The organism is Streptomyces sp. NPDC002730, from assembly GCF_042888805.1.
GTDB lineage: Bacteria > Actinomycetota > Actinomycetes > Streptomycetales > Streptomycetaceae > Streptomyces.
Map to the genome: position 1 here is coordinate 1 of NZ_JBIAQG010000006.1, position 24,820 is coordinate 24,820.

The following is a 24,820-nucleotide window of genomic DNA, read 5'->3' on the forward strand; positions in this document are numbered from 1 at the left end:
TTTTGGCACGCTGTTGAGTTCTCAAGGAACGGACGCTTCCTTTGTACTCACCCGCAGAACATTGTCTGAGGCTTTCCTCCGGGCGCTTCCCTTCGTGTTTCCAACTTTACCAGATCCTTTTCCGTTCCGTTTCCGGTTCGGAATTTGATTCCAGTGGCCGTTGGGGGCCTTTTGCCTTTCGGCGTGTTCACTACTTTAGCTGATTCCCCCAGGCGACTCATAATCGAGTCATTCGGCTTGGATTTCGGCATGCCGAAATCGCACCCGGTTGGGTTGGTAGAAAGTAGTGGATGGCCACTTCGGGTTGCTGAACAGCAGGGCCCGTTTCAAGCGGCTCGGGCTACGTTAGGCGTCCCGGCAGGCCGAGTCAAGTTGCCCTGCGGCGCGGCGTATGGGCTCGGTAGGGGCTCACTGTGGGGTCGCCGTCGATCCAGAACCGCCAGGGGTGGTGGGCGCCCTCACCGCCCACTCCCGTGCGCGGGCCACTGCGCACCTGGTCAGAGCTCGGTGCGGTACCGGGCAGTAGGGACAGTGGGGCGGTCGGGCCGGCGCAGAGGTCGGTGCCGTTCAGGTCGCGGTCGACGTCGAGGGCCGTGGCCAGGCGGGCGGGGCCTTTGGCCAGTTCCTTGTCACTACGGGCCGAGAACCGTCGTTTACGTGCGAGGTCGGCGCCTACTCGGATCTCACCGGCGCGCAGGAGGACCCCGCTCGCCATGCCTTCCGGGCCGCACACCACATTGAGGCAGTGCCACATGCCGTAGGTGAAGTAGACGTACGCATGGCCGGGCGGTCCGAACATCACGTCGTTGCGCGCGGTGCGGCCGCGGTAGGCGTGGGAGCCGGGGTCGACCTCGCCCGCGTACGCCTCCACTTCGGTGAGGCGCAACTCGATGGGGCCGTCGTCGGTGAGACGTGTCAGGGTGCAGCCAAGGAGCTCCGGGGCGACCTCCAGAACAGGGCGGTCGAAGAACTCCCGGGGCATCGGCGTACGGTCGGGGCTCTCGATCATGGCGTATGAGCCTAGCGGGGAACCGACTACGGTCGTCGCGCGTATGTAGGGGTCAGGACCAAGAAGGAGTGGACATGGGCTTCAAGAGGCTGCTTGCGAGCTTGGGCGCCGGCGGTGCTTCCGTGGAGACGGAGCTGACCGAGGCGAACGTGGTGCCCGGCGGTGTGGTGCAGGGCGAGGTGCGTATCCAGGGCGGCTCGGTGGATCAGCTGATCGAGGGGCTCGCCGTCGGTCTGCAGGCGCGGGTCGAGGTCGAGGGTGGTGACCAGGAGGTCAAGCAGGACATCGAGTTCACCAAGCAGCGGCTCGGTGGCGCCTTCGAGGTGAAGGCAGGGGCTGTGCACGTGGTGCCGTTCGGGCTCGAGATTCCGTGGGAGACCCCGGTCACGAGCATCGCCGGGCAGCAGCTGCGCGGGATGAACATCGGTGTGACGACGGAGCTGGAGATCGCGCGGGCCCTGGACTCGGGCGACCTGGACCCGATCAACGTGCACCCGCTGCCGGCGCAGCAGGCGATCCTGGACGCCTTCATCGGGCTGGGCTTCCGCTTCAAGAGCGCGGACATGGAGCGCGGGCACATCCGCGGTACGCGGCAGCGGCTGCCGTTCTACCAGGAAATCGAGTTCTTCCCGCCGCAGCAGTACCGGGGGCTGAACCAGGTCGAGCTCACGTTCGTCGCGGACGACCGCGAGATGGACGTCATCCTCGAGATGGACAAGAAGCCGGGGCTGTTCAGTGAGGGCAGTGACTCGTACAAGGCCTTCAGGGTGGGTCACCACGACTTCCAGTCGACCGACTGGGCGGCGTACCTCAACCAGTGGCTCGCCGATGTCGGCGGGCGTCGTAACTGGCTCTAGGCTCGGATGCGGCAGGACAGGACAGCCGAATCGGAGGTTCAGACGTGACCGAGCTCAAGAGGGCGCCACTTCCGCACGACTTTCATCCGGCGGTGCCGTCGTTCACGGTGGTGAGCGATGACATCGCGCCGGGGTCGGTACTGAAGGACGCCCAGGTCTACTCGGCGGGCAACACCTCGCCGCAGCTGCGGTGGGAAGGCTTCCCGGCGGAGACCAAGAGCTTCGCCGTGACGTGCTTCGATCCGGACGCGCCGACGGGCAGCGGTTTCTGGCACTGGGTGCTCTTCGACATCCCGGCGTCGGTCACTGAGCTGCCGGCGGGTGCGGGCAGCGGGAAGTTCGAGGGGCTGCCCGAGGGTGCCGTTCAGGTCCGCAACGACTACGGGTCGAAGGACTTCGGCGGTGCGGCTCCGCCGGCCGGTGAGAACCACCGCTATGTCTTCACCGTGTACGCGGTGGACCGAGCGAAGCTCGGGCCCGACGCGGACGTCTCGCCCGCCGCCGTCGGCTTCAATCTGCGGTTTCACACGCTGGCCCGAGCGCAGCTGATCGCTGAGTACGAGGGGCCCGCCTAGAGCTCAGCGTTCGTTTGTTGTTTGCCCTGCCCTGGTCTTGGAGAGATCAGGGCAGGGCATCTTTTATTGCGTTGTCCATCTCGGCGCGCCCGGCCAAAGTTGATCCAAGCCCAAGGCCCGCAATGGGCTGGGCCGGCGAACGGGAGGTGGGCGGGATGCGGGACACGCTGGTACTGAATGCGAGCTTCGAGCCGCTGTCGACAGTGACACTCAACCGTGCGGTTGTGCTGGTCCTGCAGGACAAGGCCGTCGTCGAGCAGGCCCACCCCGGACTCCGTGTGCGTGCTGCCGCGGTCGATCTTCCGGTGCCCCAGGTGATCAGGCTCTGCCGCTATGTCAGGGTGCCTTTCCGAAGACAGGCGCCGTGGTCGAGGCGTGGTGTGCTGGTACGTGACCAGCACCGGTGCGCGTACTGCGGCAAGCGCGCCACGACTGTGGACCATGTGGTGCCGCGGTCGCGCGGTGGCGCGGACAGCTGGCTGAATACGGTCGCGTCCTGCGCCGAGGACAATCACCGCAAAGCGGACCGCACGCCGGAGCAGGCAGGGATGCCGCTGCTCCACGAGCCGTTCGTACCGTCTCCGGCGGACGCGATGCTGCTCGGGATGCGGGCCGGTGAGCGGTCGGAGCTGCCGCAGTGGCTGACGGCGCAGCCGGCCGCGTAGGAAACAGCAGTCTTGATGAGGCCCGCCTCCGTTCGGAGGCGGGCTTTCCTGCGTCAGCGCAGCAGTAGTTGGACGATGGCGACGCTGCCGACCACCACGATCAGTACGCGCAGGGCCGTCGGCGGGAGGCGGCGGCCGATCTTGGCGCCGAGCTGGCCGCCGATGGCTGAGCCGACCGCGATCAGCAGGACCGCTGTCCAGTCGAAGTCCGCGACGAAGAGGAAGAAGAGCGCGGCGATGCTGTTGACGACGGCGGCGAGGACGTTCTTGGCGGCGTTGAGGCGCTGCAGGGTGTCGTCGAGCAGCATGCCCATCAGGGACAGGTAGATGATCCCTTGGGCGGCGGTGAAGTAGCCGCCGTAGACGCTGGCGATCAGCAATCCGATGAACAGGAGGGGGCCGCCGTCGGGGTGGGCGTGGCTGCCATTGCGGTCGCGGCGGCGCTGGACGGCCTTGGTGATGCGCGGCTGGAGGATCACCAGGATGAGGGCGAGCGCGACCAGTACGGGCACGATCGTCTCGAAGGCCGTCGAGGGGAGCATCAGGAGCAGCAGAGCTCCGCTGATGCCGCCGATCGCGGCGGCGATGCTGAGGCGCAGGAGGCGGCTGCGCTGGCCGGTGAGTTCGGCGCGGTAGCCGATGGCGCCGCTGACCGAGCCGGGGATCAGACCGAGGGCGTTGGAGACGGTGGCGGTGACCGGGGGCAGGCCGGTGGCGAGGAGCACCGGGAAGGTGATCAGTGTTCCTGAGCCGACGATGGTGTTGATGGTGCCGGCGCCGATGCCCGCGGCGAAGACGGCGAGCATCTCCCAGATGGTCACGCTGTGCCTCTCGATGATCGGTGCCGGATGCACCGATCATGCCTGAGGGGATACCGGGGTCAGTCGATGGGGGGCTGCTCGCGGCGTTCCGTGCCGTTGCCGCCGCCGGACTTGCCGGAGCCGGAGCCGCCACCCATGCCGGCCATGGGGTTGAAGTTGCCCATGGCGCCGCTCAGACCCTTGAGCGCGTCGCCGATCTCGCTGGGCACGATCCAGAGCTTGTTGGCGTCGCCCTCGGCGATCTTCGGGAGCATCTGGAGGTACTGATAGGCGAGGAGCTTCTGGTCCGCGTCGCCGGCATGGATGGACTCGAAGACCGTACGGATGGCCTGGGCCTCGCCCTCGGCGCGCAGCGCGGCCGCCTTGGCCTCACCTTCGGCGCGCAGGATGGCGGACTGCTTCTCACCTTCGGCGGTGAGGATCTGCGACTGCCGGATGCCCTCGGCGGTGAGGATCGCGGCGCGCTTGTCACGGTCGGCGCGCATCTGCTTCTCCATCGAGTCCTGGATGGAGGTGGGCGGCTCGATCGCCTTGAGCTCGACACGGTTGACGCGGATGCCCCACTTGCCGGTGGCCTCGTCGAGCACGCCGCGCAGGGCCGCGTTGATCTCCTCGCGGGAGGTCAGGGTCCGCTCGAGGTCCATGCCACCGATGATGTTTCGCAGGGTGGTGACCGTGAGCTGCTCGATCGCCTGGATGTAGCTGGCGACTTCGTACGTGGCGGCGCGGGCGTCGGTCACCTGGTAGTAGATGACGGTGTCGATGTTGACCACCAGGTTGTCCTGGGTGATCACCGGCTGGGGCGGGAAGGGGACGACCTGTTCGCGGAGGTCGATGCGGTTGCGGATCGAGTCGATGAACGGGACGACGATGTTCAGGCCCGCGTTGAGGGTGCGGGTGTAGCGCCCGAAGCGTTCGACGATGGCGGCGCTGGCCTGTGGGATGACCTGGATCGTCTTGATCAGGGCGATGAAGACCAACACCACCAGAATGATCAGGACGATGATGATCGGTTGCATCGTGTTCCCTGTGCCCTTCGCTGCCGGATGATTCTGATGATCGAGTTTCCCAGAACACGGGCTGATGTGGGGGGTGTTCGGCTTCGATTTGTCACATGACCACGGCGGTGGCTCCCTCGATCTCCACAACGTCGACCTGTTGGCCTGCCTCGTACGACATGGTTGCGTCGAGTGCGCGCGCGGACCACACCTCACCGGCGAGTTTGATCCGGCCGCCGCTGCCGTCGACCCGTTCCAGGACGACGGCCTGACGGCCTTTCAGCGCGTCAACTCCGCTGGCGAATTGAGGGCGTTGGGAGCGGTGCCGGGTGGCGATGGGGCGTACGACGGCGATGAGTGCGACGGAGACCACGGCGAAGACGAGCACTTGGGCCACCGTGCCGCCGCCGAGCGCCGCGACGACGGCCGCGGCCACCGCTCCGGCGGAGAGCATGCCGAATTCGGGCATCGCTGTCAGTACGAGCGGAATGCCCAGTCCGACCGCGCCGATCAGCCACCACACCCATGCGTCGATGTCCACGTGGTCATGGTAGGTCCGCCGGTCGCGGTGGGGACAGGGGGCGAGGGCAGGAGCGAGATCCGGTCAGCCGCGCGGGCCGGGCCGGGGGTCGCCCCAACTACGGGGCCGGTCAGCCGAATCGGCCGGCCCGGAGTCAGCCGAGCGGGAGGCCCTGCGCGCTCCAGCGCTCGCCGTTCTGCTCGACGACCAGCGGGAGGCCGAAGCAGAGCGAAAGGTTGCGGGAGGTCAGCTCGGTCTCCATGGGACCGGCGGCCAGCACCTTGCCCTGACGGATCATCAGGACGTGGGTGAAGCCCGGGGCGATCTCCTCGACATGGTGCGTGACCATGATCATGGAGGGGGCGTACGGGTCGCGGGCGAGGCGGCCGAGGCGGCGGACCAGGTCCTCGCGGCCGCCGAGGTCGAGGCCGGCGGCCGGCTCGTCGAGGAGCAGCAGCTCGGGGTCGGTCATCATCGCGCGGGCGATCAGAGTGCGCTTGCGCTCACCCTCGGAGAGCGTGCCGAACTTGCGGTCCAGGTACTCGGTCATGCCGAGGCGGTCGAGGAAGGCGCGGGCTCGCTCCTCGTCGACGGCGTCGTAGTCCTCGTGCCAGGTGGCTGTCATGCCGTACGCGGCGGTGAGCACCGTCTGCAGCACGGTCTGGCGCTTGGGGAGCTTCTCGGCCATGGCGACGCCCGCCATGCCGATACGGGGGCGGAGCTCGAATACGTCGACACCGGCGGTGCCGAGCCGCTCGCCCAGGATCTTGGCCGTACCGGAGGTCGGGAAGAGGTAGCTGGAGGCGATGTTGAGGAGGGTGGTCTTGCCGGCGCCGTTGGGGCCGAGGATGACCCAGCGCTCACCTTCCTTGACCGACCAGGAGACGTCGTCCACCAGAGCGCGTCCGTCGCGGACCACGGATACGTCCACCAGCTCCAGTACATCGCTCATGAGCGCGTTGTCTCCCCATGCAATCGTCTTGAGGTATTGGGGGCGGTTTATGCACCTGTGGGCACAGCTCCCAGGGAAAACTTACGCCACCGGTCGGGTGGCCCAGTCGCCCGGTCCGGTCCCTAGGCTGGGTCCATGCTTTCCGAACCACGCTCAGGACGGCTGGCCGCATGGGGAAATGCCCTGTTGGCCGGATTTGTATCACCGGATGACGCGGCGCTCGCCATCGTCGGCGACGACGCGGTGCACCGGGTGGAGGGGTTGCCGGGCGAGGCGGGCCCGGTCGGGCTCACGCTTGCGCTGGGGCGGCTGCGGGCGCTCGGGGTGACCGGGTACCGGGTCGCGCTGCCGGCACCGGGGCATCCGCTGGGGCTCAGCGGGCCACCGGAGTTCAACGCGCGGGCGCTCGACGCGGAGGAGGCGGTCGTCGCTTCCGGCGCCACGTACGGGCTGGTGCCCGAGGTCTACGAGGCCGGGCCCGCGGGTGATCTGCATGTGGAGGTCGTCTGGCACTGCCTGCCGGTGCGGGAGGCGCCGCCCGCGGATGTGCCGTCGCTCGGGGAGGCGGAACGGGAGCTCGCGGAGGCGCTGCGGGACGCGACGGAGGTGCTGTCGCGGCTGGATGTGGCGGCGTCGGGGCCGGTGGCGGAGGCGGCGATCGACGCGTATCGGGCGCGGGCGGAGCGGGGGGTGGGCGAGATGCTGGCACCCGGGTATCCGCCGCGGGCGGTACGGGTGTTGGAGCTGGCGCAGCGGGTCGGGCTGCTGATCTCGGTGGCGTACGAGAACGGGCACGGCGGGGCGGTGAGCGCGTCGGAGATGGCGGCGAGGGGCGAGGCGCTGCGGCCGGTGGAACGGGTGGCGCGACGGGCGCAGGTGGCGGCGTACAACGCGTACGTCGAGGAGCGGGAGCGGTGAGCCTCCGGCGGGGGGCGGGGTCTTGTTGCCCGGGCCCGGGGCGCGGGTTGCCTCCGGCGGGGTGCGGGTGCCTGTCCGGCGCGGGCTGCCTCCGGCGGAGTGCGGCTGGCTGTGGCCCGGGCCTGGGGGTGCGGGGTCTTGTCGGGTGCGGGCTCCGGTGCCCCTCCGGGCTCGACTCCTCGGGGTCGGCGGCGTACAGGGTCTTGTCGCGTGACCCCGGTTTTGCCGCCAATCCCCTGCGGGGCCGGCCCTGCACGGCCCCTCCCCACCCGAACGGCGCGAGTGCGGTCCGCCGCGGGGGTTCAGCGGTTCGCCGGAGGAAACCACCCACGGACAGCAACCATCAACGCCCCCGGCCCACCTCGACCACATGACCGAGCACTGACGGGGGCGACACTGCACGGCCCCTCCCCACCCGAACGAGACAAGACCGATGCGCCGCAGTCGTCCGGTGACCCGGGCCCGCCTCGCTGGGGGCTGAGCCACAGGACCCGACGCGTGCCCCCGGTTCGCCGGAGGAAACCACCCACCGAAGAGCAACCGACAACGCCCCCGGCCCACGCTCACCACATGACCGGGCGACTGCCACCAACGTCCCCGGCCCACCCCGGCCACATGACCGAGCACTGACGGGGGCGACACTGCACGGCCCCTCCCCACCCGGACCAGACAAGCCGCTCGCCGGGGGCTCAGGCGGTTCGCCGGTGGAAACGACAGTGCACGGCACCTCCCCACCAGGACGGGACTCGCTCGGGCTGCGGGGGGGCAGCGGTTCGCCGGTGGAAACCACCACGGACAGCAACCATCAACGCCCCCGGCCCACCCTGACCACATGACCGAGTACTTAGGCAGGTGGTTAGGGGCCGGGGGTCGCTGATCGGAACCGTCAGCCGTTGTAGCCGGCGTTTCCGAACGTCGGGTTCAGCGCGCCGATCACGTTGACGGTGTTGCCGACGACGTTCACCGGGACGTGGACCGGGGCCTGCACCAGGTTGCCGGAGACAACGCCCGGGGAGTGGGAAGCCTTGCCATTGGCGTGCGCACCGGTGGTGGCGGACGCCACACCGGCGCCGGCGGCGACGAGGCTACCGGCGACCATGGTGAGGGCAGCGGCCTTCTTCAGGTTCTTCACTTCGAAATCCTCCTGAGCTTCGCTGCGGCCGGCCGCCGCAGCACGCCATGAAGAACGGCCGTGAGTCGATCAGGATGCGCCGTACGGGTGACATACACCCGACGGTATGAATCTCCGATCTGAGCTGGACGCTCCGGTTGGCCCGTCTCAGCCCGCCAGACCGTGCCGCACGGCCCACAGCGCCGCCTGGGTGCGATCCGCCAGATCCAGCTTCATCAGAATGTTCGAGACATGTGTCTTGACGGTTTTCTCGGACAGCACGAGCGCCCGGGCGATCTCGCGGTTCGACCGGCCGTCGGCGATCAGGCCCAGTACCTCCCTCTCCCGTTCGGTGAGGGTGCTGCCGCGGCCCGTGCCATTGCTCGGGTCGTCCTGCGAGAGCAGCGCGCCCGCGACCTCCGGCTGGAGCAGCACATGGCCCGCGTGCACGGAGCGGATCGCGCGGGCCAGCGCCTCCGGGTCGATGTCCTTGTAGACGTAACCCGAGGCACCCGCGCGCAGGGCGGGGACGACGGTGCGCTGCTCGGTGAAGCTGGTGACGATCAACACCTTGGCGGGGTTCGACAGCTCACGGAGCTTACGGAGGGCGTCGATGCCGTCCATCCCGGGCATCTTGACGTCCATGAGGACGACGTCCGGCTTCAGCTCCTCGGCGCCGGCGACGCCCTCGGCACCGTCCGCCGCCTCGCCGACGACCTCTATGTCGTCCTGGATCTCGAGGAAGGTGCGCAGTCCTCGCCGTACCACCTGATGATCGTCGACCAGCAGGACACGGATCATCCCAGTCTTCGCATGGGGCACAGCCTCAGCCACCGGGCACCTCCATCTCGATCGTGGTGCCCTTTCCGGGCGCCGATTCCACGGTGAGCGTTCCGCCGACCCCGTTCGCCCGGTCCCGCATCGAGACCAGTCCCAGATGGCGGCCGGCCCGGCGGACCGTCTTCGGCTCGAACCCCTTGCCGTTGTCGGTGACGCTGAGGACCGCGCCCTGGCCGCGGCGGACCAGGACCACATCGACCTCGTTCGCGCCGGAGTGCCGCAGCGCATTGTGCAGGGCCTCCTGGGCGACCCGGAGCAGGGCCTCCTCCTGGGCGGCCGGCAGCGCTCGGACAACGCGGCTGTCGAAGGTGACCCGGGCGGTGTGCGCGCGGTCGAGGACCTGAATGTGCGTACGGAGTGTGTTGACCAGTCCGTCCTCGTCGAGGGCGGCGGGGCGCAACTCGACGACGGCGGCGCGCAGTTCGTCCGCGGCCTCCGCGGCGAGCACGGCGACCTGCTGGAGCTCGCCCTTGGCGCGGGCCGGGTCGCGGTCCACCAGGGCGGCCGCGGCCTGGGCGGTCAGCCGGAGCGAGAAGAGCTTCTGGCTCACCGCGTCATGCAGCTCATGGGCGAGGCGGGAGCGTTCCTCGGCGATGGTGAGCTCGCGGCTGCGCTCGTACAGCCGGGCGTTGGTCAGGGCTATCGCCGCGTGCTGGGCGAGGATGGAGAGCAGCTCCTCGTCCTCGGCGGTGAAGCCGCAGCCTCCGTCGGGCTTGGGACACCGCTTGTTCGCCAGGAAGAGCGCGCCGATGGTCTCGTCGCCGTCCTTGATCGGCAGGCCGAGGAAGTCGGACATGTCCGGGTGGGCGGACGGCCAGCCTTCGAAGCGGGGGTCCTTGCGGACATCGGCGAGGCGCTCCACCTTCGCGTCGCGGAGCATCGAGGCGAGGATGCCGTGCTGCCGCGGGAGCGGGCCGATCGCCTTCCACTGCGCGTCGCTGACGCCGTCGACCACGAACTGGGCGAAGCCGCCGTGGTCGTCGGGCACGCCCAGCGCCGCGTACTCGGCGTCGAGGAGCTCGCGTGCCGAGGCGACGATCGTCTTCAGCACGTCACGCACCTCGAGATGCCTGCTCATCGCGAGGAGCGCGGTGCTCACGGCGGCGAGGCCGGAGCTCGGTCGGTGACTCATGAACTCACCGTACCGGCGGGGTGTGACGGTCCGTATCGGGCCGGGGACGGCTACCGCTTAGGGCTCAGGACGTAGGTCGAAATCCCTTGGCGGGTGGGGTCCCGCGCACGAGGCGGTGCGCGGTGTCGCGTTCCTACGTTGGTGGCACCGACGCGGAACAGCGGAACAAGGGGATGGACATCATGCCGGTAGCGGTGATCACTGGGGCTTCGAAGGGCTTGGGGCGTGCGCTCGCGGCGGCCCTCGCCCGGCAGGGCTGGGATCTGGCGCTGGGGGCCAGGACCGCGAGCGTCCTGGAGGACAGCGCACGTCATATCCGCGCGGCGTACGGGACGCGCGTGGTGGCGGTGGTGGGGGATGTCACCGATGCCGGGCACCGCAAGGAGCTGCTGGCCGCGGCCCGTGAGCTCGGCGGTCTCGACCTGCTGGTGAGCAATGCGAGCGCGCTGGGGGCCGAGCCGCTGGTGCGGCTGGACGCGCTGCCGCTGGAGGGGCTGCGGGCGGCGCTGGAGACCAATGTGGTCGCCGCGCTCGGACTCGTACAGGAGGCGCTGCCGCTGCTGCGGGCGTCGGGGGCGGGCACGGTGATCGCGGTCAGCTCGGACGCGGCGGCGGAGGCGTACGAGACCTGGGGCGGCTACGGAGCCTCGAAGGCGGCGCTCGACCATCTCGCGGCGGTCCTCGCCGTCGAGGAGCCGGAGCTGCGGGTGTGGACGGTGGACCCGGGCGATATGCAGACGGATCTGTACGCGGCCGCGGTACCGGGCGACGACGACCCGCGACCGGCGCCGGAGACGGTGGCGCCGGGATTCCTCCGGCTGCTGGAACAGCGACCCGTCAGCGGTCGGTACGCGGCGCCCTCGCTGCTGGATGCGCGATGAAGGTGCTGGAGTCGCTGTGGGTGCCCGAGGAGCTGTCGGCCCGGGTGCCTGCCGAGGAGCGCGGATCGGGTCGGGACGACGTACGGCTGATGGTCTCGCGCGGGACGGAGGTGTCCCACCACGCCTTCCGTGACCTTCCCGGGCAGCTGCGGGCCGGGGACGTCCTGGTGGTCAATACGTCGGCCACGCTGCCCGCCGCCGTCAATGGGCGGGTCGGCGGCGAAGCCGTCGTCGTGCACTTCTCGACGCGCGGGGACGACGGGCGGTGGGCGGTGGAGCTGCGCCGCCCGGACGGTGCGGGCAGCACTCTGCCGCGCGCCGGCGGGCCGGTAGGTGCGGTCGTACGGCTTCCCGGGGGCGAGCAGCTCGTACTGGAGGCCCCGCTCGCGCCGGGCGCCGACCGGTTGTGGTGGGCGTCGGTGTCGGTGGATGTGCCGGAGCTGCTGCACCGGTACGGCAGGCCGATCCGGTACCGGTACACGACTGGGGACCAGCCCCTGGCCGCGTATCAGACGGTCTTCGCGCTCCCCTCCCCCGACGGGGCGGGATCGGCGGAGATGCCGAGCGCCGCGCGTCCCTTCACGGCGCGGCTGGTGGCGGCGCTGGTGAGCCGGGGTGTGCAGTTCGCACCTATCACTCTGCACACGGGGGTGGCGTCGGCGGAGGCGCACGAGCCGCCGTACCCGGAGCGTTTCGAGGTGCCGGCGACGACGGCGTGGCTGGTCAATGCCGCGCGGGCGGGCGGCGGGCGGATCGTGGCGGTCGGTACGACGGCGGTCCGCGCCCTGGAGTCGTCGGCGGGTCCGGACGGAGTCGTGCGGGCTGCCTCGGGGTGGACCGATCTGGTCATCACGCCTGGGCGCGGCGTGCATGCGGTGGACGGGCTGCTGACCGGGCTGCACGAGCCGGAGGCCTCGCATCTGCTGATGCTGGAGGCGATCGCCGGGCAGGCGGCGCTGTGCCGCAGCTATACCGAGGCAGTGCGCCATCTCTATCGCTGGCACGAGTTCGGCGACGTCCACCTCATACTCCCGGCCGAGAGCGCTCACTCTTTGCATTGCTGAAGCAACGCATGGTGAGATCAGCAGGTGCTCGATGTGAGCCCGGGCATAGGACGCAGGTCACTTACGAACGACGCTAGTAGGTACAAAAGGGGCATCTCACCCGGTAATCGGTAATGAGTGGGAAAAAGGCGTCATCGCGACGCCCTGATCCACTATCGCGGGTCGTACGTCACACCTTTGCCACAGCATTTTGCTGCCGCTAAGAATTGCTCCCGTCGCCGCCGAGGAGCGCAGCGCCGCACCCGGCCTGATGCGACTTCCGCTATTCGAAGAGGTACGTCTGTATGTCCGCGTTCAGCACCCGCCTGACCAAGACCAACAAGGTCTCGATCGCCGGTATCGCCGCCGCTGCCGTCGCCGCCCTCACGTTCTCCCTCGTCCCGGGTAACGCCTCCGCCACCCAGACCGAGGCTCTCGCCACCGCCCCCGTGGCCTGGAGCACCGGGACCACCGCCGCGCAGACGACCGCTGTCCACGCGAGCATCGTCAAGCAGCAGACGGTTGTCGCCGCCAAGGCGGACGCTGCCGCCAAGGCCAAGGCCGCGGCTGCCGCCAAGGCCAAGGCCGAGGCCGAGACCGCTGCCAAGAAGAAGGCGGCCCAGGCCGCCGCCAAGAAGCGTGCGAAGCAGCAGGCCGCCAGCCGCGCCGCCGCCCGCAAGCCGATCTACGCCAACAACCTTGACGGCTGGATCCGCGAGTCGCTCGACATCATGAAGAAGCACAAGATCCCCGGCACGTACGAGGGTCTGCACCGCAACATCATGCGTGAGTCCAGCGGCAACCCGAAGGCCATCAACGGCTGGGACATCAACGCGATCAACGGTGTTCCGTCGATCGGCCTGCTGCAGGTCATCAAGCCGACGTTCGACGCGTACCACGTCCCCGGTACGGCGAAGAGCCAGTACGACCCGGTCGCCAACATCACGGCCGCGGCCAACTACGCCGCCGACAAGTACGGCACGATCGACAACGTCGACAGCGCCTACTGAGCCGCTCCGGGCGGTCTGACAGCTACGCCGAAGGGCGGCACCCCACAGGGGGTGCCGCCCTCGGCGCGTACACGTACAGATGCGCAGATGCGTTACTTGCGCATGACCTCCGGCTCGTGGCGGCGCAGCAGTCGCGCGACCGCGACGCCGCAGATGACGCCGATGGCGAGCAGGATCGTGATGTTCAGGCCCCACTGGCCCGCCGAGTGCTCCCACAGCGGATCCAGGTCGGTGGGCTTGTTCGGGTCCCACGGCGGCATCAGATGTGACAGGTCGAGCGTCGCGCCCGCGCCCGCGATGGCCCACCGGGACGGCATCAGCCAGGCGAACTGCTCCAGGCCGGGCGAACCGTAGACCTGGAAGAGGATGCCGGTGAAGACGACCTGGACTATGGCGAACATGACCAGCAGCGGCATGGTCTTCTCGGCGGTCTTCACCAGCGAGGAGATGACCAGGCCGAACATCATCGAGGTGAAGCCCAGCGCGATGACGACGAGGCAGATCTCGACGGCCGGAGGCATGATCAGGCCCTCTGCGGGCAGGTCGCGGGTGGCGAAGCCGATGCCGCAGATGATGACGCCCTGGATGGCCGTGATCACGCCGAGGACGATCACCTTGGACATCAGATACGCCGAGCGGGCCAGGCCGGTGGCCCGTTCGCGCTCGTAGATGACCCGTTCCTTGATCAGTTCTCGTACGGAGTTGGCCGCGCCGGAGAAGCACATGCCGACCGCGAGGATCAGCATGATCGTGCCGGCGTCGCCGTTGAACTTGCTCGGCGGCGTGGGTGGCGCGAGGCCGAACTTCGCCGGAATGACAACGCTGACCAGGCCCAGGACCGCAGGCAGGATCACCATCAGGCCGATGAAGCCCTTGTCGGACGCGATGACCGAGGAGTAGCGGCGGATCAGCGTCCACAGCTGGGAGCCCCAGCTCTGCGGCTTCGGCGGGCGCATCTGCTGCGGCGGCGGCATGTGCACCGACTGCGCGGCGACGGCGTCGATGTCCGCGGCGTACATCTGGTAGTGCTGCGAACCGCGCCAGCGGCCCGCCCAGTCGTAGTCGCGGTAGTTCTCGAACGCGGAGAAGACGTCGGCCCAGGTGGTGTAGCCGAAGAAGTTGAGCGCTTCCTCCGGCGGGCCGAAGTACGCCACCGAGCCGCCGGGGGCCATGACGAGGAGCTTGTCGCAGAGCGCGAGCTCGGCCACCGAGTGGGTGACCACCAGAACCGTACGGCCGTCGTCGGCGAGGCCACGGAGCAGCTGCATGACATCGCGGTCCATGCCCGGGTCGAGGCCCGACGTCGGCTCGTCCAGGAAGATCAGCGACGGCTTGGTCAACAGCTCGAGGGCGACCGAGACACGCTTGCGCTGGCCACCGGAGAGCGAAGTGACCTTCTTCTCCTTGTGGATGTCGAGCTTGAGCTCGCGCAGCACCTCGTCGATACGGGCCTCGCGCTCGGCCTCGGCGGTGTCACCGGGGAAACGAAGCTTGGCCGCGTACTTGAGCGCCTTACGGACGGTGAGCTCCTTGTGCAGGATGTCGTCCTGCGGAACCAGACCGATGCGCTGGCGCAGTTCGGCGAACTGCTTGTAGAGGCTGCGGTTGTCGTAGAGGACGTCGCCCTGGTTGGCGGGCCGGTAGCCGGTGAGCGCCTTGAGCAGGGTGGACTTGCCGGATCCCGAGGGGCCGATGACACCGATCAGCGACTTCTCCGGCACGCCGAAGGAGACGTCACGCAGGATCTGCTTGCCACCGTCGACCGTCACCGTCAGATGACGTGCGGAGAAGGAGACCTCGCCGGTGTCGACGAACTCCTCGAGCCGGTCGCCGACGAGGCGGAACGTCGAGTGGCCGACGCCGACGATGTCGTTCGGGCCGATGAGTACGGTGCCGGACTTGGCGATCGGCTGACCGTTGACATACGTGCCGTTGTGGGATCCGAGGTCGCGGATCTCGAAGCGGCCGTCGGGAGTGGCCACGAACTCGGCGTGGTTGCGCGAGACCTGGAGGTCGGAGACGACCAGTTCGTTCTCGAGCGCACGACCGATACGCATCACCCGGCCGAGGGCCAGCTGATGGAACGTGGTCGGGCTGCGGTCCCCGTACACCGGCGGGGCCCCCGCGACACCGCCCGCGCCGCCCGCGCCGCCGGGTCCCTGCTGGTGCGGGACCTGCGCCTCAGGTGGCTGCTGCTGCCAGCCCTGCTGCGGCTGCTGAGCCGGAGCCTGCTGCTGCCAGCCCTGCTGCTGGGCCGGGGCCTGTTGGGCCGGGACCTGCTGCTTGACCGCCTGCTGCTGGGGCGCGGCTCCCTGGGCGCTGTACCCGCCCGCGCCTGCTCCGGAGAGGTTCAGCCGGGGGCCGTCGGTCGCATTGCCCAGGTGTACCGCCGAGCCGGGGCCGATCTCCATCTGATGGATCCGCTGGCCCTGCACGTATGTGCCGTTGGTGCTGCCGTGGTCCTCAATCACCCAACTGCGGCCGCCCCAGCTGATGCTGGCGTGCCGCCACGAGACCCTGGCGTCGTCGATCACCAGGTCGCCCTGCGGATCACGTCCGAGGGTGTATGACCTGGACGGATCGAGGGTCCAGGTCCTTCCGTTCAATTCCAGTACGAGTTCCGGCACTCCATGCCCCACTAGTTGTCCCCCGAGTTACCCCCATCGCAGGGAGTCTAGGGATGGCGAACATCGTGAGGAACTATTTCAGGCCCGATCCCGTATCCGAAAGTCGGGCCATGTGAAGACCGCCTTCGGGCCGACCGTTGACGGAGGAGAAACACCCACGGAGAGTGGTAACCGCCCATGAGTGCGTACGGATCATGCGCGACCGGGGGCAACTGGGGCAAACCCAGAGGGATCGGGGGGTCCGGATGGACGCGAACGGCAGTGACGACCGGGTGCGTTGGGGCGATGTGCTGCTGGCATCGATCGCCGCGGTGAGCTGGGCACTGGTCGGGATGGCGGGTGCCGCGGCGCTCGGACTTCATCTGCTGGGTGCGGATTCGGCGGCGGCGCTCGGGCCGATGACGGCGGCCGTCGTGGTGCTCGCGGTGGGCGGATCGGTCACACCGACAGGTGATGTGTCCGCGTTCGGCCTGGAAGGTGCGCAGGCGCAGACCGCCATCGACATCACGCCACTTGGGGTGGGCCTCGTCGGGGCGTTGTTCCTTGCGTACTTCTTTCTACGCTCGCTGCGTGGTGCGGGACCGTACATCTCGGGGACGGAACTCGCCGCGCGGGTGGGCGGGGTGGTGCTCCTCTTCGTCGCGACGGTCGGCGGCTTGGCGTGGGCAGGTCACGACGTCATCACGATCGACGGGGCGAAGCTGGGGCTCAGCCTCGACAAGGTGCCGGGCGTGGGCGGTGACGGAGGCGGCATCGAAGTACCGGGCCTCGGCGACATCGGCGACATCGGAGGGCTGCTGCCCGACCGTCTCGGGGATCTGGTGGACGCCAAGGCGGCGGTGGGATTCAGCGTGAACACCGCGGATTCGCTGGCGGGCGCGCTGTTCTGGGTGCTCGGCGTGCTGGCGGTCGCGCTCCTCGCGTCACGGCGTACGCCACTGCCGCGCGGGGCGGCGTGGGCGGCGCTGAGGCGGACGGTACGGCCGGCCGCGTCCGCGCTGGCGAATGTGCTGCTCGTCGCGGTCCTCGCGGGGTACGCGGCGGCGGCATACGCGGCGATCGGCGACGACCACCCGAAACGGATCGCGGGCGCGGCGCTGCTCGGGGCGCCGAACGGGGTGTGGCTGGGGATTCCGCTGGGGCTGTTCGTGCCGTGGGACGGCGAGGCGAAGGGCGAGCTGGCGAAGCTGCTGCCCGATCCGCTGGACGAACTGCTGCGGGTCTCGGCGGACGAGCCTGCCACGGTCGGCAGGCTGGCGGAGCTGGACGGACGGGTGTGGCTGCTGGCGGTCGCGGCGGCCGTGACCATGCTGTGCGCGGGGGTGCTGGCGGCGTCGCGCACGCCGGTGGGCGGCCTGGGTGCGGCGGGGTTCGCGGGGCGCTGTGCGGTACGGCTGGGCGGGGTGACGGCGCTGACGCTGCCGCTGCTCGTATGGCTGACGGACGTCTCGGCGGACGCGTCGCTGTCGGTGCTGGGCCTCGACGCGTTCGGCGCCGGGATCGAGCTGCACGGGCAGCTGGGGATGGCGCTGCTGCTCGGGGCGGCGTGGGGTGCGGCGACGGGCGGGGCGGGTGCGCTGCTGGTGTACGCGACGCGGGGTGGCGGCCGGGCCGAGTTTCCTGGGCAGGAGCCGGAGCAGGTCCCTGGGCCGTACCGGCCGATGGCGCCGTACCGGCCCTCGAACGACGACACGAACCCGTATCTGCGCCCGCCGCCCGGGATCCACGGTGCGCCGACGATGGTGGGCCCAGTGCCCCCGCCCCCGCCGCCACCGCCACCGCCGCGCTACGCCGCCCCTGCCGACCCCGAGGAGGGCCCGCCGCCGCCGGGCACCCCGAGCAGCGGCCGCTGAGCCGGGGTGCGCTTGTCCGCCACTCGGGACGCGCCGTCTCGGCGCGGCGTCCGCCAGATACGGTGGAGGCACCATGAGCGCACCGCAGAACTCCGACGTCCCCACCCTTCTCGTCAAGATCTTCGGGAAGGACCGTCCCGGGATCACCGCCGGGCTCTTCGACACCCTCGCCGCCTACTCCGTCGACGTGGTCGACATCGAGCAGGTCGTCTCCCGTGGCCGCCTCGTCCTGTGCGCCCTGGTCACGGCACCGACCGCCGGCGGGACCACCGAAGGCGAGCTGCGGGCCACCGTGCACAGCTGGGCCGAATCGCTGAAGCTGCAGGCCGAGATCATCTCCGGCACCGGCGACAACCGGCCGCGCGGCAGCGGCCGTTCTCACGTCACCGTGCTCGGACATCCGCTCACCGCGGAGTCGACCGCCGCCATAACAGCCAGAATCGCTGCCATCGGCGGCAACATCGACCGTATCTTCCGGCTCGCCAAGTATCCGGTCACCGCCGTGGAGTTCGCGGTGTCCGGTACGGAGACCGAGCCGCTGCGTACCGCGCTGGCGACCGAGGCCGCCGGGATCGGCGTCGATGTGGCGGTCGTGTCGGCCGGACTGCACCGCCGGGCCCAGCGTCTGGTCGTCATGGATGTGGACTCGACGCTCATCCAGGACGAGGTCATCGAGCTGTTCGCCGCGCACGCCGGCTGCGAGGACAAGGTCGCCGAGGTCACCGCTGCGGCGATGCGTGGGGAGCTGGACTTCGAGCAGTCCCTGCACGCGCGCGTGGCGCTGCTGGCCGGGCTCGACGCGTCCGTCGTGGACAAGGTCCGCGCGGAGGTCAGGATGACCCCCGGCGCCCTGACCCTGATCCGTACGCTCAAGCGGCTCGGCTACCAAGTGGGCGTCGTGTCGGGCGGGTTCACGCAGGTCACCGATGACCTCAAGGTCCGGCTCGGGCTCGACTTCGCTTCGGCGAACACGCTGGAGATCGTGGACGGGAAGCTCACCGGCCGCGTCGTCGGCGAGATCGTGGACCGCGCGGGCAAAGCCAGGCTGCTGCGCCGATTCGCCGCCGAGGCGGGAGTTCCGCTCGCGCAGACCGTCGCGATCGGCGACGGTGCGAATGATCTGGACATGCTCAACGCCGCCGGGCTCGGCGTCGCCTTCAACGCCAAGCCGGTCGTGCGCCGGGCCGCCCACACCGCGGTCAATGTGCCGTTCCTGGACACGGTTCTCTACTTGCTGGGGATCACCCGCGAAGAGGTCGAGGCGGCCGACGGCGAGGGCGAGGAGCACTGACCGACCGACCGTATAACGCGGCCGATGTGCGCGGTATGTGCGCGACCGCAGTACGCGGCCGATGTGCGATTGGCCCCGGCGCGGGATCCGCGCCGGGGCTGGTTCACATGCAGGGGCCGGCCCCCGCGCAGGGGTCGGCCGACGTGCCGGACAGGGGTCAGTCGTGCGGCGCCCAGTAGTCGAGCAGCGTGCCCACGCCGTGCTCCACGGACTTCCAGGAGCCACTGAAACCGACGACCGCGTACGCCGCGGTCGGGAAGCCGCTCTGCGTCATCCGTGCCAGCGCGTCACCCTCGACCTTGCCGGCGAGGGCGTCGGCGAGCGCGTGGATCGCGGGGTTGTGGCCGATGACGAGTAGGTCGTTCACCTCGTCCGGAGTCTCGCTGAGCAGCGCGAGAAGATCGCCGAGAGAGGCCTCGTACAGCCGCTCCTCGTACACCGTCCTGGGGCGGTGCGACAGCTCGTGCACCGCCAGCTTCCAGGTCTCGCGGGTCCTGCTCGCGGTCGAACACAGAGCCAGGTCGAAGGCGATACCGGTGTCGGCGAGCCTGCGGCCAGCCACCGAGGCGTCCATACGGCCCCGGTCGGCGAGCGGGCGCTCATGGTCGGACACCTGGGGCCAGTCGGCCTTCGCATGCCGGAGGAGGACGATCCTGCGGGTTTCGGGAGGTCCGGGGGGTGTCCCCCCGGAAGACACAGCGGCGCTCATGCACCCCAGCTTCGCATGAAATGCGCCAGCGGGCGCAGGGTGTTGACCGGCTCCCCCACGAAGGATGAATCCGTCATCGGGACAGGGTCTGCTGAATGCGGTCGATCAATTGGCCCACTGCCGGGTCGCCGCCCGCGGCGTGCGCCTGGCCCGGATCCGCGATCAGCAGAAGCAGTACGACGAAGGCGAGCATGGGCAGGGCGAGTGCCCACCACGGCAGCCGGATGTCGACGCTGCCCGCGGCCTGAGCGTGGGACCGGGTGTGCGTGTGGGCCGGCATGGCCGCCTCCGTAGGTCTGCGGTTTGTTGCTTCAAACCTACGGATCATGGGCTCGTGGGCCCATCCGGTGACCCACCCACTTCACCCTGACCCTGACCCCCTAGGGGTTGGTGGTGCTAGCCCCCCCTTTTTTGTGGCTCGGTTCCCCTCCGGGGCGCCTTCAGCGTCTGCCGACGGTCGATCGTGCCTCGTTCCTCTTTTTTTGTGGCTCGGTTCCCCTCCGGGGCGCCTTGAGCGTCTGCCGACGGTCGATCGTGCTCGACCGCTCGTTCCTCTTTTTTTTGTGGCTCGGTTCCCCTCCGGGGCGCCTTGAGCGTCTACCGACGGTCGATCGTGCTCGACCGCTCGTTCCTCACGGCCTCCGCGCGTTCTCCCTTTCGGCACCCGCGCGCCCCTTCGGCTCACTCGCAGGGGCTTGCCAGGGCTTGCGGCGGGACAACGACCGTGTCAGGGCGAGGCGATGGACGCGATCACCGCGATGACGACCGTAATGGCGATCATCGCGCCGAAGACGTAGAGGAGCTTCTTCTGGCCATTCGGGGGATTCGGGTCGAGCACAGGCATGGAACCAGTCTCGCACCTCAGCATTCGTCCTCGATCGTCCGGTCCCGGCCGGCCAGGATGCCGACGGCGACCTGCGGCACGATCAGCCCCGCCATCAGCGCGATCGGCAGCCCCCAGCCGCCGCTGTGCTGGTAGAGCACGCCCACCAGCAGCGGTCCGGGAATGGAGATCAGATAGCCGGTGGACTGCGCGAAGGCCGACAGCCGTACGACGCCGATGCCGGTCCTCGACCGCATGCCGATCATGGTGAGGGCGAGCGGGAAGGCGCAGTTGGAGATACCCAGCAGCAGCGCCCAGGCCCAGGCTCCGGCGGCCGGCGCGAAGAACAGGCCCGCGTAGCCGGTCAGTCCGCACAGGCCGAGGGCGACGACGATCGGGCCCTGGGTCCTCATCCGGGTGGCCAGCCGCGGGATGACGAAGGCGAGCGGCACGCCCATCACCATGGTCACGGCGAGCAGCACACCGGCCGTGCCGGCCGAGACCCCCGCGTCACGGAAGATCTGCGGCATCCAGCCCATGGTGATGTACGCGCCGGTGGCCTGGAGGCCGAAGAAACAGCCGAGCGCCCATGCGGTGCGGCTGCGGGTGACCCGTGGGGCCCGGGTGTCCTGGGCCGGTGCGGCCGGAGCGCTCCGCGCGGCCGCACCGCGGTCGCGGACCAGGCCGATCCAGGGCAGTACGGCGAGTGCGGCGAGGACCGCCCAGATCCCGAGGCCGACCCGCCAACTGCCGCCCAGCGCCTCGGTCATGGGCACGGTGGCAGCCGCGGCGGCAGCGGTGCCGAGCGCCAGCGCCATCGAGTAGAGCCCGGTCATGGAGCCGACGCGGTCGGGGAAGTACCGCTTGATGATCACCGGCATCAGGACGTTGCTGACGGCGATGCCCATGAGGGCGAGCGCGCTGGCGGCGAGAAAGCCGACTGTGCCGCCTGCGAAGGGCCGGATCAGCAGCCCGGTCGCGATGGCGGCCATGCCCGCGCAGACGACGGCCCCGGCGCCGAAGCGGCGGGCAAGCCGCGGTGCCGCGATCCCGAAGAGCGCGAAACAGAGCGGCGGTACGGAGGTGAGGACGCCGGCCACGCTGCCACTCATGTGCAGCCCGACCCGGGCCTCTTCGAGGAGCGCGCCGAGGCTGGTGATGGCGGGGCGGAGATTGAGTGCCGCGAGGACGATGCCTGCGATCACGAGCCGGGTGAGCCAGGCCGCGGGCCTCGAGGCGAACGGTTCCACGGCGGTACGGTCGGTGGTGGCGGGGCTCAGCGTCTGGGTCTCGTCGGGCATGCGGCCATCATAGAATCATGGGATGATTGGTTGTCCAATCCCGTACGAGTCTTGTGCACAAGGAGCACCATGGCGCTGACCTCTCCCCGGCGTTCCGCACTCTCCGACCAGGTGATCGCCCAGCTGCGGAACCAGATCACCTCGGGCGAGTGGCCGGTAGGTTCCCGGATCCCCACTGAGCCGGAACTGGTCGAGCAGCTGGGCGTGGCCCGCAACACCGTCCGCGAGGCGGTCCGCGCGCTCGCGCACAACGGACTCCTGGACATCCGGCAGGGTTCGGGGACGTATGTCGTGGCGACGAGCGAACTGGCCGGCGTCATGCACCGCCGCTTCGCCGACGCCAACCCCCGGCATATCGCCGAGCTGCGCTCCACCCTCGAGTCCTCCGCCGCCAAGCTGGCCGCCGAGCGGCGTACGCAACGCGATCTCAAGCAGCTGGACACCCTCCTCGCCCGCCGCGAGGAGGCGTGGGCCACGGGCGACGCGGAGCAGTTCGTCGCCGCGGATGCGACATTCCATCAGGCGGTGGTGGCTGCTTCGCACAATGAGGTGCTGACCGAGATCTACGCCGACCTGGGCGATCTGCTGCGGGACTGGCTGCGCGACGACATCGGCCGCGAACTGCGCCCGGAGAACCATATGGACCACGCGCGGATGGTCGAGGCGATCCGCGCGGGCGATGGTGATGCGGCGGCCGCGGAGGCGGCGGGCTACCCGTTCATGTGCCTGCGGAATCCCGCAGGGGCTGGTGGCTGACCCAGACCGTGCTCACCTCCTTCCAGCAGCGGTCGGTGAGCTCTGCGTAGCCGGCCGGGCCTATCTCGACGGGCGCGCTGTCCGCGTCGACGTCCCACCAGCGCTCGCACTCTATGTGCAGCCGGACGCGGTCGGTCTGGGGGTACGGGTTGTGGCAGTAGGCGGTGGCCCGGGAGCCGTCGACGACGGTGCGGCAGTCGGCCTTGAAATCCCGCGGCTCGGACTGGGGCTTCGAATCTTCGGGGGGCGGCTGGGAAACGGCGGTCGGCGGTGCCCACAGCAGGGCCAGCACCGTCACCGTGGTCAGTACGGAGGCGAAGCACAAGGTCGTACGCACAAGCAGGACCTCCTCGGCCGTACTGCGGCGCGAAATAGCCGCGGCTGCACCACAAGGGGGATTGCCTCTCCAGCGTCGCCTTCCCGGCGGTGCGCCGCGCGCTCCGGGGGCCCGAACGGGCGACGCCCCGCTCCCCGCACAGGGCGGGAAACGGGGCGTCGTTCTCGTACGAGAGGGATTCTCGTACGAGAGGGGGTCAGGCACCCATCATGTGCACGCCACCGTCGACATGGACGATCTCGCCGGTCGTGCGCGGGAAGAAGTCCGAGAGCAGACCGACGACACCGCGGCCGGCCGGGTCCGGGTCGGCCAGGTCCCAGCCGATCGGGGCGCGGTGGTTCCACACGTCCGCGAGCTCCTCGAAGCCCGGGATGGACTTCGCGGCAATCGACTTGATCGGGCCGGCCGCGATCAGGTTGCAGCGGACGTTCTTGGCGCCGAGGTCGCGGGCGAGGTAGCGGTTGGTGGACTCCAGGGCCGCCTTGGCCACGCCCATCCAGTCGTACTTCGGCCATGCGATCGTCGCGTCGAAGGTGAGGCCGACGACCGAGCCGCCGCGCTGCATCAGCGGGAGGCAAGCCATGGTGAGCGACTTGTAGGAGTACGCCGAGACCTGGACGGCCGTGGAGACGTCCTCCCAGCTCGCTTCGAGGAAGTTGAACGCGCCCTGCGGGCCGAAGGCGATCGAGTGCACGATGCCGTCGAGGCCCGAGTCGTCGCTGGAGTGCTCACGGATCTTGTCCGCGAGGCCGTCCAGGTGCTCCTGGTTGGTGACATCCAGCTCGATGACCGGGGCGGGCTTGGGCAGCCGCTTCGCGATGCGCTCGACGAGTGAGAGCCGGCCGAAGCCGGTGAGGATGACCTCCGCGCCCTCCTCCTGGGCCACCTTGGCGGCGTGGAAGGCGATGGACCCCTCGGTGAGGACGCCTGTGACGAGAATGCGCTTGCCGGCGAGGATTCCACTCATGTGATCAGTGACCCATGCCCAATCCGCCGTCAACGGGGATGACGGCTCCAGTGATGTACGAGGCGTCGTCGGAGGCGAGGAAGCGCACCGTGGCGGCGATCTCCTCCGGCTGCGCATAACGGCCGAGCGGCACCTGCGAGACGATGCCCGCGCGCTGCTCGTCCGTGAGCACCTTGGTCATGTCGGTGTCGACAAAACCGGGTGTGACGACGTTGAACGTGATGTTCCGCGAGCCGAGCTCACGGGCGAGGGAGCGGGCGAAGCCGACGAGACCGGCCTTCGATGCGGCGTAGTTCGCCTGCCCCGCCGAGCCCAGCAGTCCGACCACGGAGGAGATCAGCACGACGCGGCCCTTCTTGGCCCGCAGCATGCCGCGGTTGGCGCGCTTCACGACCCGGAAGGTGCCGGTGAGGTTGGTGTCGAGGACGGTGGTGAAGTCGTCCTCGGACATCCGCATCAGGAGCTGGTCCTTGGTGACACCGGCGTTGGCGACCAGCACCTCCACCGGACCGTGCTTCTCCTCGATCTCCTTGTAGGCCTGCTCCACCTGCTCGGTGTCGGTGATGTCGCACTTGACGGCGAGGAAGCCGGCCGGCGGCTCGCCGGAGCGGTACGTGATCGCGACCTTGTCGCCGGCATCGGCGAACGCGCGGGCGATGGCGAGGCCGATGCCCCGGTTTCCTCCGGTGACGAGAACCGAGCGGCTCAACGGATCACCCTTTCGATAGCGGTCTGGTACCTCGAAAACCTATCGGTCCCGCCCGCATTACGGAGAATCGGGCCCTGACAGCGCCGTCCTGAAGTCACTGTTGGGTCCCTACAGA

The 24,820-nt window shown here is 69.5% G+C and carries 26 protein-coding genes; 10 read left to right on the plus strand and 16 right to left on the minus strand.

The genetic code is table 11. The features are described from left to right. Positions 1–367: 367 nt before the first annotated feature. On the minus strand, positions 368–1,009 hold the full coding sequence (locus tag ACFYXH_RS16245; protein WP_389563040.1) for a DNA-3-methyladenine glycosylase: 642 nt from the start codon (positions 1,007–1,009) through the stop codon (positions 368–370). 74 nt (positions 1,010–1,083) lie between these two features. Here ACFYXH_RS16245 and ACFYXH_RS16250 point away from each other — a divergent pair, with 74 nt between their 5' ends. The 3 genes from ACFYXH_RS16250 (at position 1,084) to ACFYXH_RS16260 (ending at position 3,106) form a co-directional block, all read left to right on the plus strand. Next, positions 1,084–1,866 (plus strand): sporulation protein, encoded by a 783-nt coding sequence (locus ACFYXH_RS16250; protein WP_389563042.1) that lies wholly within the window; start codon positions 1,084–1,086, stop codon positions 1,864–1,866. A gap of 44 nt (positions 1,867–1,910) precedes the next feature. Further along, entirely contained in the window at positions 1,911–2,441 is a 531-nt protein-coding gene (locus ACFYXH_RS16255) for a YbhB/YbcL family Raf kinase inhibitor-like protein (RefSeq protein ID WP_389563044.1), read from the plus strand. A gap of 155 nt (positions 2,442–2,596) precedes the next feature. Further along, positions 2,597–3,106 (plus strand): HNH endonuclease, encoded by a 510-nt coding sequence (locus tag ACFYXH_RS16260; protein WP_327322723.1) that lies wholly within the window; start codon positions 2,597–2,599, stop codon positions 3,104–3,106. A 53-nt stretch (positions 3,107–3,159) separates the two neighbouring features. On the opposite strand, the gene ACFYXH_RS16265 is transcribed toward ACFYXH_RS16260, so the two are convergent. The 4 genes from ACFYXH_RS16265 to ACFYXH_RS16280 all read right to left on the minus strand — a co-directional run bounded on the left by ACFYXH_RS16265 (position 3,160) and on the right by ACFYXH_RS16280 (position 6,397). Further along, entirely contained in the window at positions 3,160–3,927 is a 768-nt protein-coding gene (locus tag ACFYXH_RS16265) for a sulfite exporter TauE/SafE family protein (protein ID WP_389563045.1), read from the minus strand. Positions 3,928–3,986: 59 nt separating this feature from the next. Continuing rightward, complete coding sequence (locus tag ACFYXH_RS16270) at positions 3,987–4,946, minus strand: SPFH domain-containing protein (protein WP_327322725.1); 960 nt, start codon at positions 4,944–4,946, stop codon at positions 3,987–3,989. Positions 4,947–5,037: 91 nt separating this feature from the next. Further along, entirely contained in the window at positions 5,038–5,466 is a 429-nt protein-coding gene (locus ACFYXH_RS16275; protein WP_389563047.1) for an NfeD family protein, read from the minus strand. 133 nt (positions 5,467–5,599) lie between these two features. Beyond that, positions 5,600–6,397, minus strand: coding sequence for an ABC transporter ATP-binding protein (locus tag ACFYXH_RS16280; protein WP_389563049.1), 798 nt, complete (start codon positions 6,395–6,397; stop codon positions 5,600–5,602). A gap of 135 nt (positions 6,398–6,532) precedes the next feature. Here ACFYXH_RS16280 and ACFYXH_RS16285 point away from each other — a divergent pair, with 135 nt between their 5' ends. Continuing rightward, positions 6,533–7,315, plus strand: coding sequence for a hypothetical protein (locus ACFYXH_RS16285; protein ID WP_327322728.1), 783 nt, complete (start codon positions 6,533–6,535; stop codon positions 7,313–7,315). Positions 7,316–8,201: 886 nt separating this feature from the next. On the opposite strand, the gene ACFYXH_RS16290 is transcribed toward ACFYXH_RS16285, so the two are convergent. The 3 genes from ACFYXH_RS16290 to ACFYXH_RS16300 all read right to left on the minus strand — a co-directional run bounded on the left by ACFYXH_RS16290 (position 8,202) and on the right by ACFYXH_RS16300 (position 10,398). Next, the gene (locus ACFYXH_RS16290; RefSeq protein ID WP_327322729.1) at positions 8,202–8,447 is read right to left on the minus strand and encodes a chaplin; all 246 of its coding nucleotides are present in this window, start codon (positions 8,445–8,447) and stop codon (positions 8,202–8,204) included. A 147-nt stretch (positions 8,448–8,594) separates the two neighbouring features. Continuing rightward, positions 8,595–9,227 carry a response regulator gene (locus ACFYXH_RS16295; protein ID WP_389563882.1) on the minus strand — a complete coding sequence of 211 codons (633 nt, stop codon included), beginning with the start codon at positions 9,225–9,227 and terminating at the stop codon, positions 8,595–8,597. Between the two features lie 25 nt (positions 9,228–9,252). Next, complete coding sequence (locus ACFYXH_RS16300) at positions 9,253–10,398, minus strand: GAF domain-containing sensor histidine kinase (RefSeq protein ID WP_389563051.1); 1,146 nt, start codon at positions 10,396–10,398, stop codon at positions 9,253–9,255. Between the two features lie 182 nt (positions 10,399–10,580). Between ACFYXH_RS16300 and ACFYXH_RS16305 the strand changes: the two genes are divergently transcribed. The 3 genes from ACFYXH_RS16305 to ACFYXH_RS16315 all read left to right on the plus strand — a co-directional run bounded on the left by ACFYXH_RS16305 (position 10,581) and on the right by ACFYXH_RS16315 (position 13,332). Then, positions 10,581–11,279: an SDR family NAD(P)-dependent oxidoreductase gene (locus tag ACFYXH_RS16305; protein WP_389563885.1), complete on the plus strand. Its 699-nt coding sequence runs from the start codon at positions 10,581–10,583 to the stop codon at positions 11,277–11,279. Beyond that, entirely contained in the window at positions 11,276–12,343 is a 1,068-nt protein-coding gene (locus tag ACFYXH_RS16310; protein WP_389563053.1) for an S-adenosylmethionine:tRNA ribosyltransferase-isomerase, read from the plus strand. Before ACFYXH_RS16305 ends, ACFYXH_RS16310 begins: the two co-directional genes overlap by 4 nt. A gap of 284 nt (positions 12,344–12,627) precedes the next feature. Beyond that, complete coding sequence (locus ACFYXH_RS16315) at positions 12,628–13,332, plus strand: transglycosylase SLT domain-containing protein (RefSeq protein ID WP_389563055.1); 705 nt, start codon at positions 12,628–12,630, stop codon at positions 13,330–13,332. Positions 13,333–13,424: 92 nt separating this feature from the next. Here ACFYXH_RS16315 and ACFYXH_RS16320 read toward each other — a convergent pair whose 3' ends face one another. Further along, complete coding sequence (locus ACFYXH_RS16320) at positions 13,425–15,971, minus strand: FHA domain-containing protein (protein WP_389563057.1); 2,547 nt, start codon at positions 15,969–15,971, stop codon at positions 13,425–13,427. A 233-nt stretch (positions 15,972–16,204) separates the two neighbouring features. On the opposite strand from ACFYXH_RS16320, the gene ACFYXH_RS16325 reads away from it, so the two are divergent. After that, positions 16,205–17,812 carry a streptophobe family protein gene (locus tag ACFYXH_RS16325; RefSeq protein WP_389563059.1) on the plus strand — a complete coding sequence of 536 codons (1,608 nt, stop codon included), beginning with the start codon at positions 16,205–16,207 and terminating at the stop codon, positions 17,810–17,812. Positions 17,813–17,885: 73 nt separating this feature from the next. Further along, positions 17,886–19,103 (plus strand): phosphoserine phosphatase SerB, encoded by a 1,218-nt coding sequence (gene serB / locus ACFYXH_RS16330; RefSeq protein WP_327322737.1) that lies wholly within the window; start codon positions 17,886–17,888, stop codon positions 19,101–19,103. A 157-nt stretch (positions 19,104–19,260) separates the two neighbouring features. On the opposite strand, the gene ACFYXH_RS16335 is transcribed toward serB, so the two are convergent. From ACFYXH_RS16335 to ACFYXH_RS16350, 4 genes are all read right to left on the minus strand, one after another. Continuing rightward, the gene (locus ACFYXH_RS16335; protein WP_327322738.1) at positions 19,261–19,812 is read right to left on the minus strand and encodes a histidine phosphatase family protein; all 552 of its coding nucleotides are present in this window, start codon (positions 19,810–19,812) and stop codon (positions 19,261–19,263) included. Between the two features lie 73 nt (positions 19,813–19,885). Continuing rightward, complete coding sequence (locus tag ACFYXH_RS16340; RefSeq protein ID WP_389563062.1) at positions 19,886–20,092, minus strand: hypothetical protein; 207 nt, start codon at positions 20,090–20,092, stop codon at positions 19,886–19,888. Positions 20,093–20,539: 447 nt separating this feature from the next. Continuing rightward, positions 20,540–20,656 (minus strand): SGM_5486 family transporter-associated protein, encoded by a 117-nt coding sequence (locus ACFYXH_RS16345; RefSeq protein ID WP_389563063.1) that lies wholly within the window; start codon positions 20,654–20,656, stop codon positions 20,540–20,542. Positions 20,657–20,673: 17 nt separating this feature from the next. After that, the gene (locus ACFYXH_RS16350) at positions 20,674–21,936 is read right to left on the minus strand and encodes a CynX/NimT family MFS transporter (RefSeq protein ID WP_389563065.1); all 1,263 of its coding nucleotides are present in this window, start codon (positions 21,934–21,936) and stop codon (positions 20,674–20,676) included. Positions 21,937–22,005: 69 nt separating this feature from the next. Here ACFYXH_RS16350 and ACFYXH_RS16355 point away from each other — a divergent pair, with 69 nt between their 5' ends. Next, the gene (locus ACFYXH_RS16355; protein WP_389563067.1) at positions 22,006–22,692 is read left to right on the plus strand and encodes a FadR/GntR family transcriptional regulator; all 687 of its coding nucleotides are present in this window, start codon (positions 22,006–22,008) and stop codon (positions 22,690–22,692) included. On the opposite strand, the gene ACFYXH_RS16360 is transcribed toward ACFYXH_RS16355, so the two are convergent. From ACFYXH_RS16360 to fabG, 3 genes are all read right to left on the minus strand, one after another. After that, positions 22,655–23,029, minus strand: a complete 375-nt coding sequence (locus tag ACFYXH_RS16360; RefSeq protein WP_385303559.1) for a hypothetical protein — start codon at positions 23,027–23,029, stop codon at positions 22,655–22,657. The genes ACFYXH_RS16355 and ACFYXH_RS16360 overlap by 38 nt on opposite strands. Positions 23,030–23,225: 196 nt before the next feature. Further along, positions 23,226–23,996 (minus strand): enoyl-ACP reductase FabI, encoded by a 771-nt coding sequence (gene fabI / locus ACFYXH_RS16365; protein ID WP_385303558.1) that lies wholly within the window; start codon positions 23,994–23,996, stop codon positions 23,226–23,228. A gap of 4 nt (positions 23,997–24,000) precedes the next feature. Further along, entirely contained in the window at positions 24,001–24,705 is a 705-nt protein-coding gene (gene fabG, locus ACFYXH_RS16370; RefSeq protein WP_362688317.1) for a 3-oxoacyl-[acyl-carrier-protein] reductase, read from the minus strand. Between the last annotated feature and the right edge of the window lie 115 nt (positions 24,706–24,820).

Excerpts from the sequence above, each read along its gene's own strand:
- ACFYXH_RS16325 (WP_389563059.1), top strand. The coding sequence starts at position 16,205 with ATGGACGCGAACGGCAGTGACGACCGGGTGCGTTGGGGCGATGTGCTG.
- ACFYXH_RS16350 (WP_389563065.1), bottom strand. The coding sequence starts at position 21,936 with ATGCCCGACGAGACCCAGACGCTGAGCCCCGCCACCACCGACCGTACC.
- ACFYXH_RS16335 (WP_327322738.1), bottom strand. The coding sequence starts at position 19,812 with ATGAGCGCCGCTGTGTCTTCCGGGGGGACACCCCCCGGACCTCCCGAA.
- ACFYXH_RS16250 (WP_389563042.1), top strand. The coding sequence starts at position 1,084 with ATGGGCTTCAAGAGGCTGCTTGCGAGCTTGGGCGCCGGCGGTGCTTCC.
- fabI (WP_385303558.1), bottom strand. The coding sequence starts at position 23,996 with ATGAGTGGAATCCTCGCCGGCAAGCGCATTCTCGTCACAGGCGTCCTC.
- ACFYXH_RS16270 (WP_327322725.1), bottom strand. The coding sequence starts at position 4,946 with ATGCAACCGATCATCATCGTCCTGATCATTCTGGTGGTGTTGGTCTTC.
- ACFYXH_RS16305 (WP_389563885.1), top strand. The coding sequence starts at position 10,581 with ATGCCGGTAGCGGTGATCACTGGGGCTTCGAAGGGCTTGGGGCGTGCG.
- ACFYXH_RS16245 (WP_389563040.1), bottom strand. The coding sequence starts at position 1,009 with ATGATCGAGAGCCCCGACCGTACGCCGATGCCCCGGGAGTTCTTCGAC.
- ACFYXH_RS16355 (WP_389563067.1), top strand. The coding sequence starts at position 22,006 with ATGGCGCTGACCTCTCCCCGGCGTTCCGCACTCTCCGACCAGGTGATC.
- serB (WP_327322737.1), top strand. The coding sequence starts at position 17,886 with ATGAGCGCACCGCAGAACTCCGACGTCCCCACCCTTCTCGTCAAGATC.
- ACFYXH_RS16260 (WP_327322723.1), top strand. The coding sequence starts at position 2,597 with ATGCGGGACACGCTGGTACTGAATGCGAGCTTCGAGCCGCTGTCGACA.
- ACFYXH_RS16285 (WP_327322728.1), top strand. The coding sequence starts at position 6,533 with ATGCTTTCCGAACCACGCTCAGGACGGCTGGCCGCATGGGGAAATGCC.
- ACFYXH_RS16310 (WP_389563053.1), top strand. The coding sequence starts at position 11,276 with ATGAAGGTGCTGGAGTCGCTGTGGGTGCCCGAGGAGCTGTCGGCCCGG.
- ACFYXH_RS16300 (WP_389563051.1), bottom strand. The coding sequence starts at position 10,398 with ATGAGTCACCGACCGAGCTCCGGCCTCGCCGCCGTGAGCACCGCGCTC.
- ACFYXH_RS16345 (WP_389563063.1), bottom strand. The coding sequence starts at position 20,656 with ATGCCTGTGCTCGACCCGAATCCCCCGAATGGCCAGAAGAAGCTCCTC.
- ACFYXH_RS16295 (WP_389563882.1), bottom strand. The coding sequence starts at position 9,227 with ATGATCCGTGTCCTGCTGGTCGACGATCATCAGGTGGTACGGCGAGGA.
- ACFYXH_RS16280 (WP_389563049.1), bottom strand. The coding sequence starts at position 6,397 with ATGAGCGATGTACTGGAGCTGGTGGACGTATCCGTGGTCCGCGACGGA.
- ACFYXH_RS16340 (WP_389563062.1), bottom strand. The coding sequence starts at position 20,092 with ATGCCGGCCCACACGCACACCCGGTCCCACGCTCAGGCCGCGGGCAGC.
- ACFYXH_RS16315 (WP_389563055.1), top strand. The coding sequence starts at position 12,628 with ATGTCCGCGTTCAGCACCCGCCTGACCAAGACCAACAAGGTCTCGATC.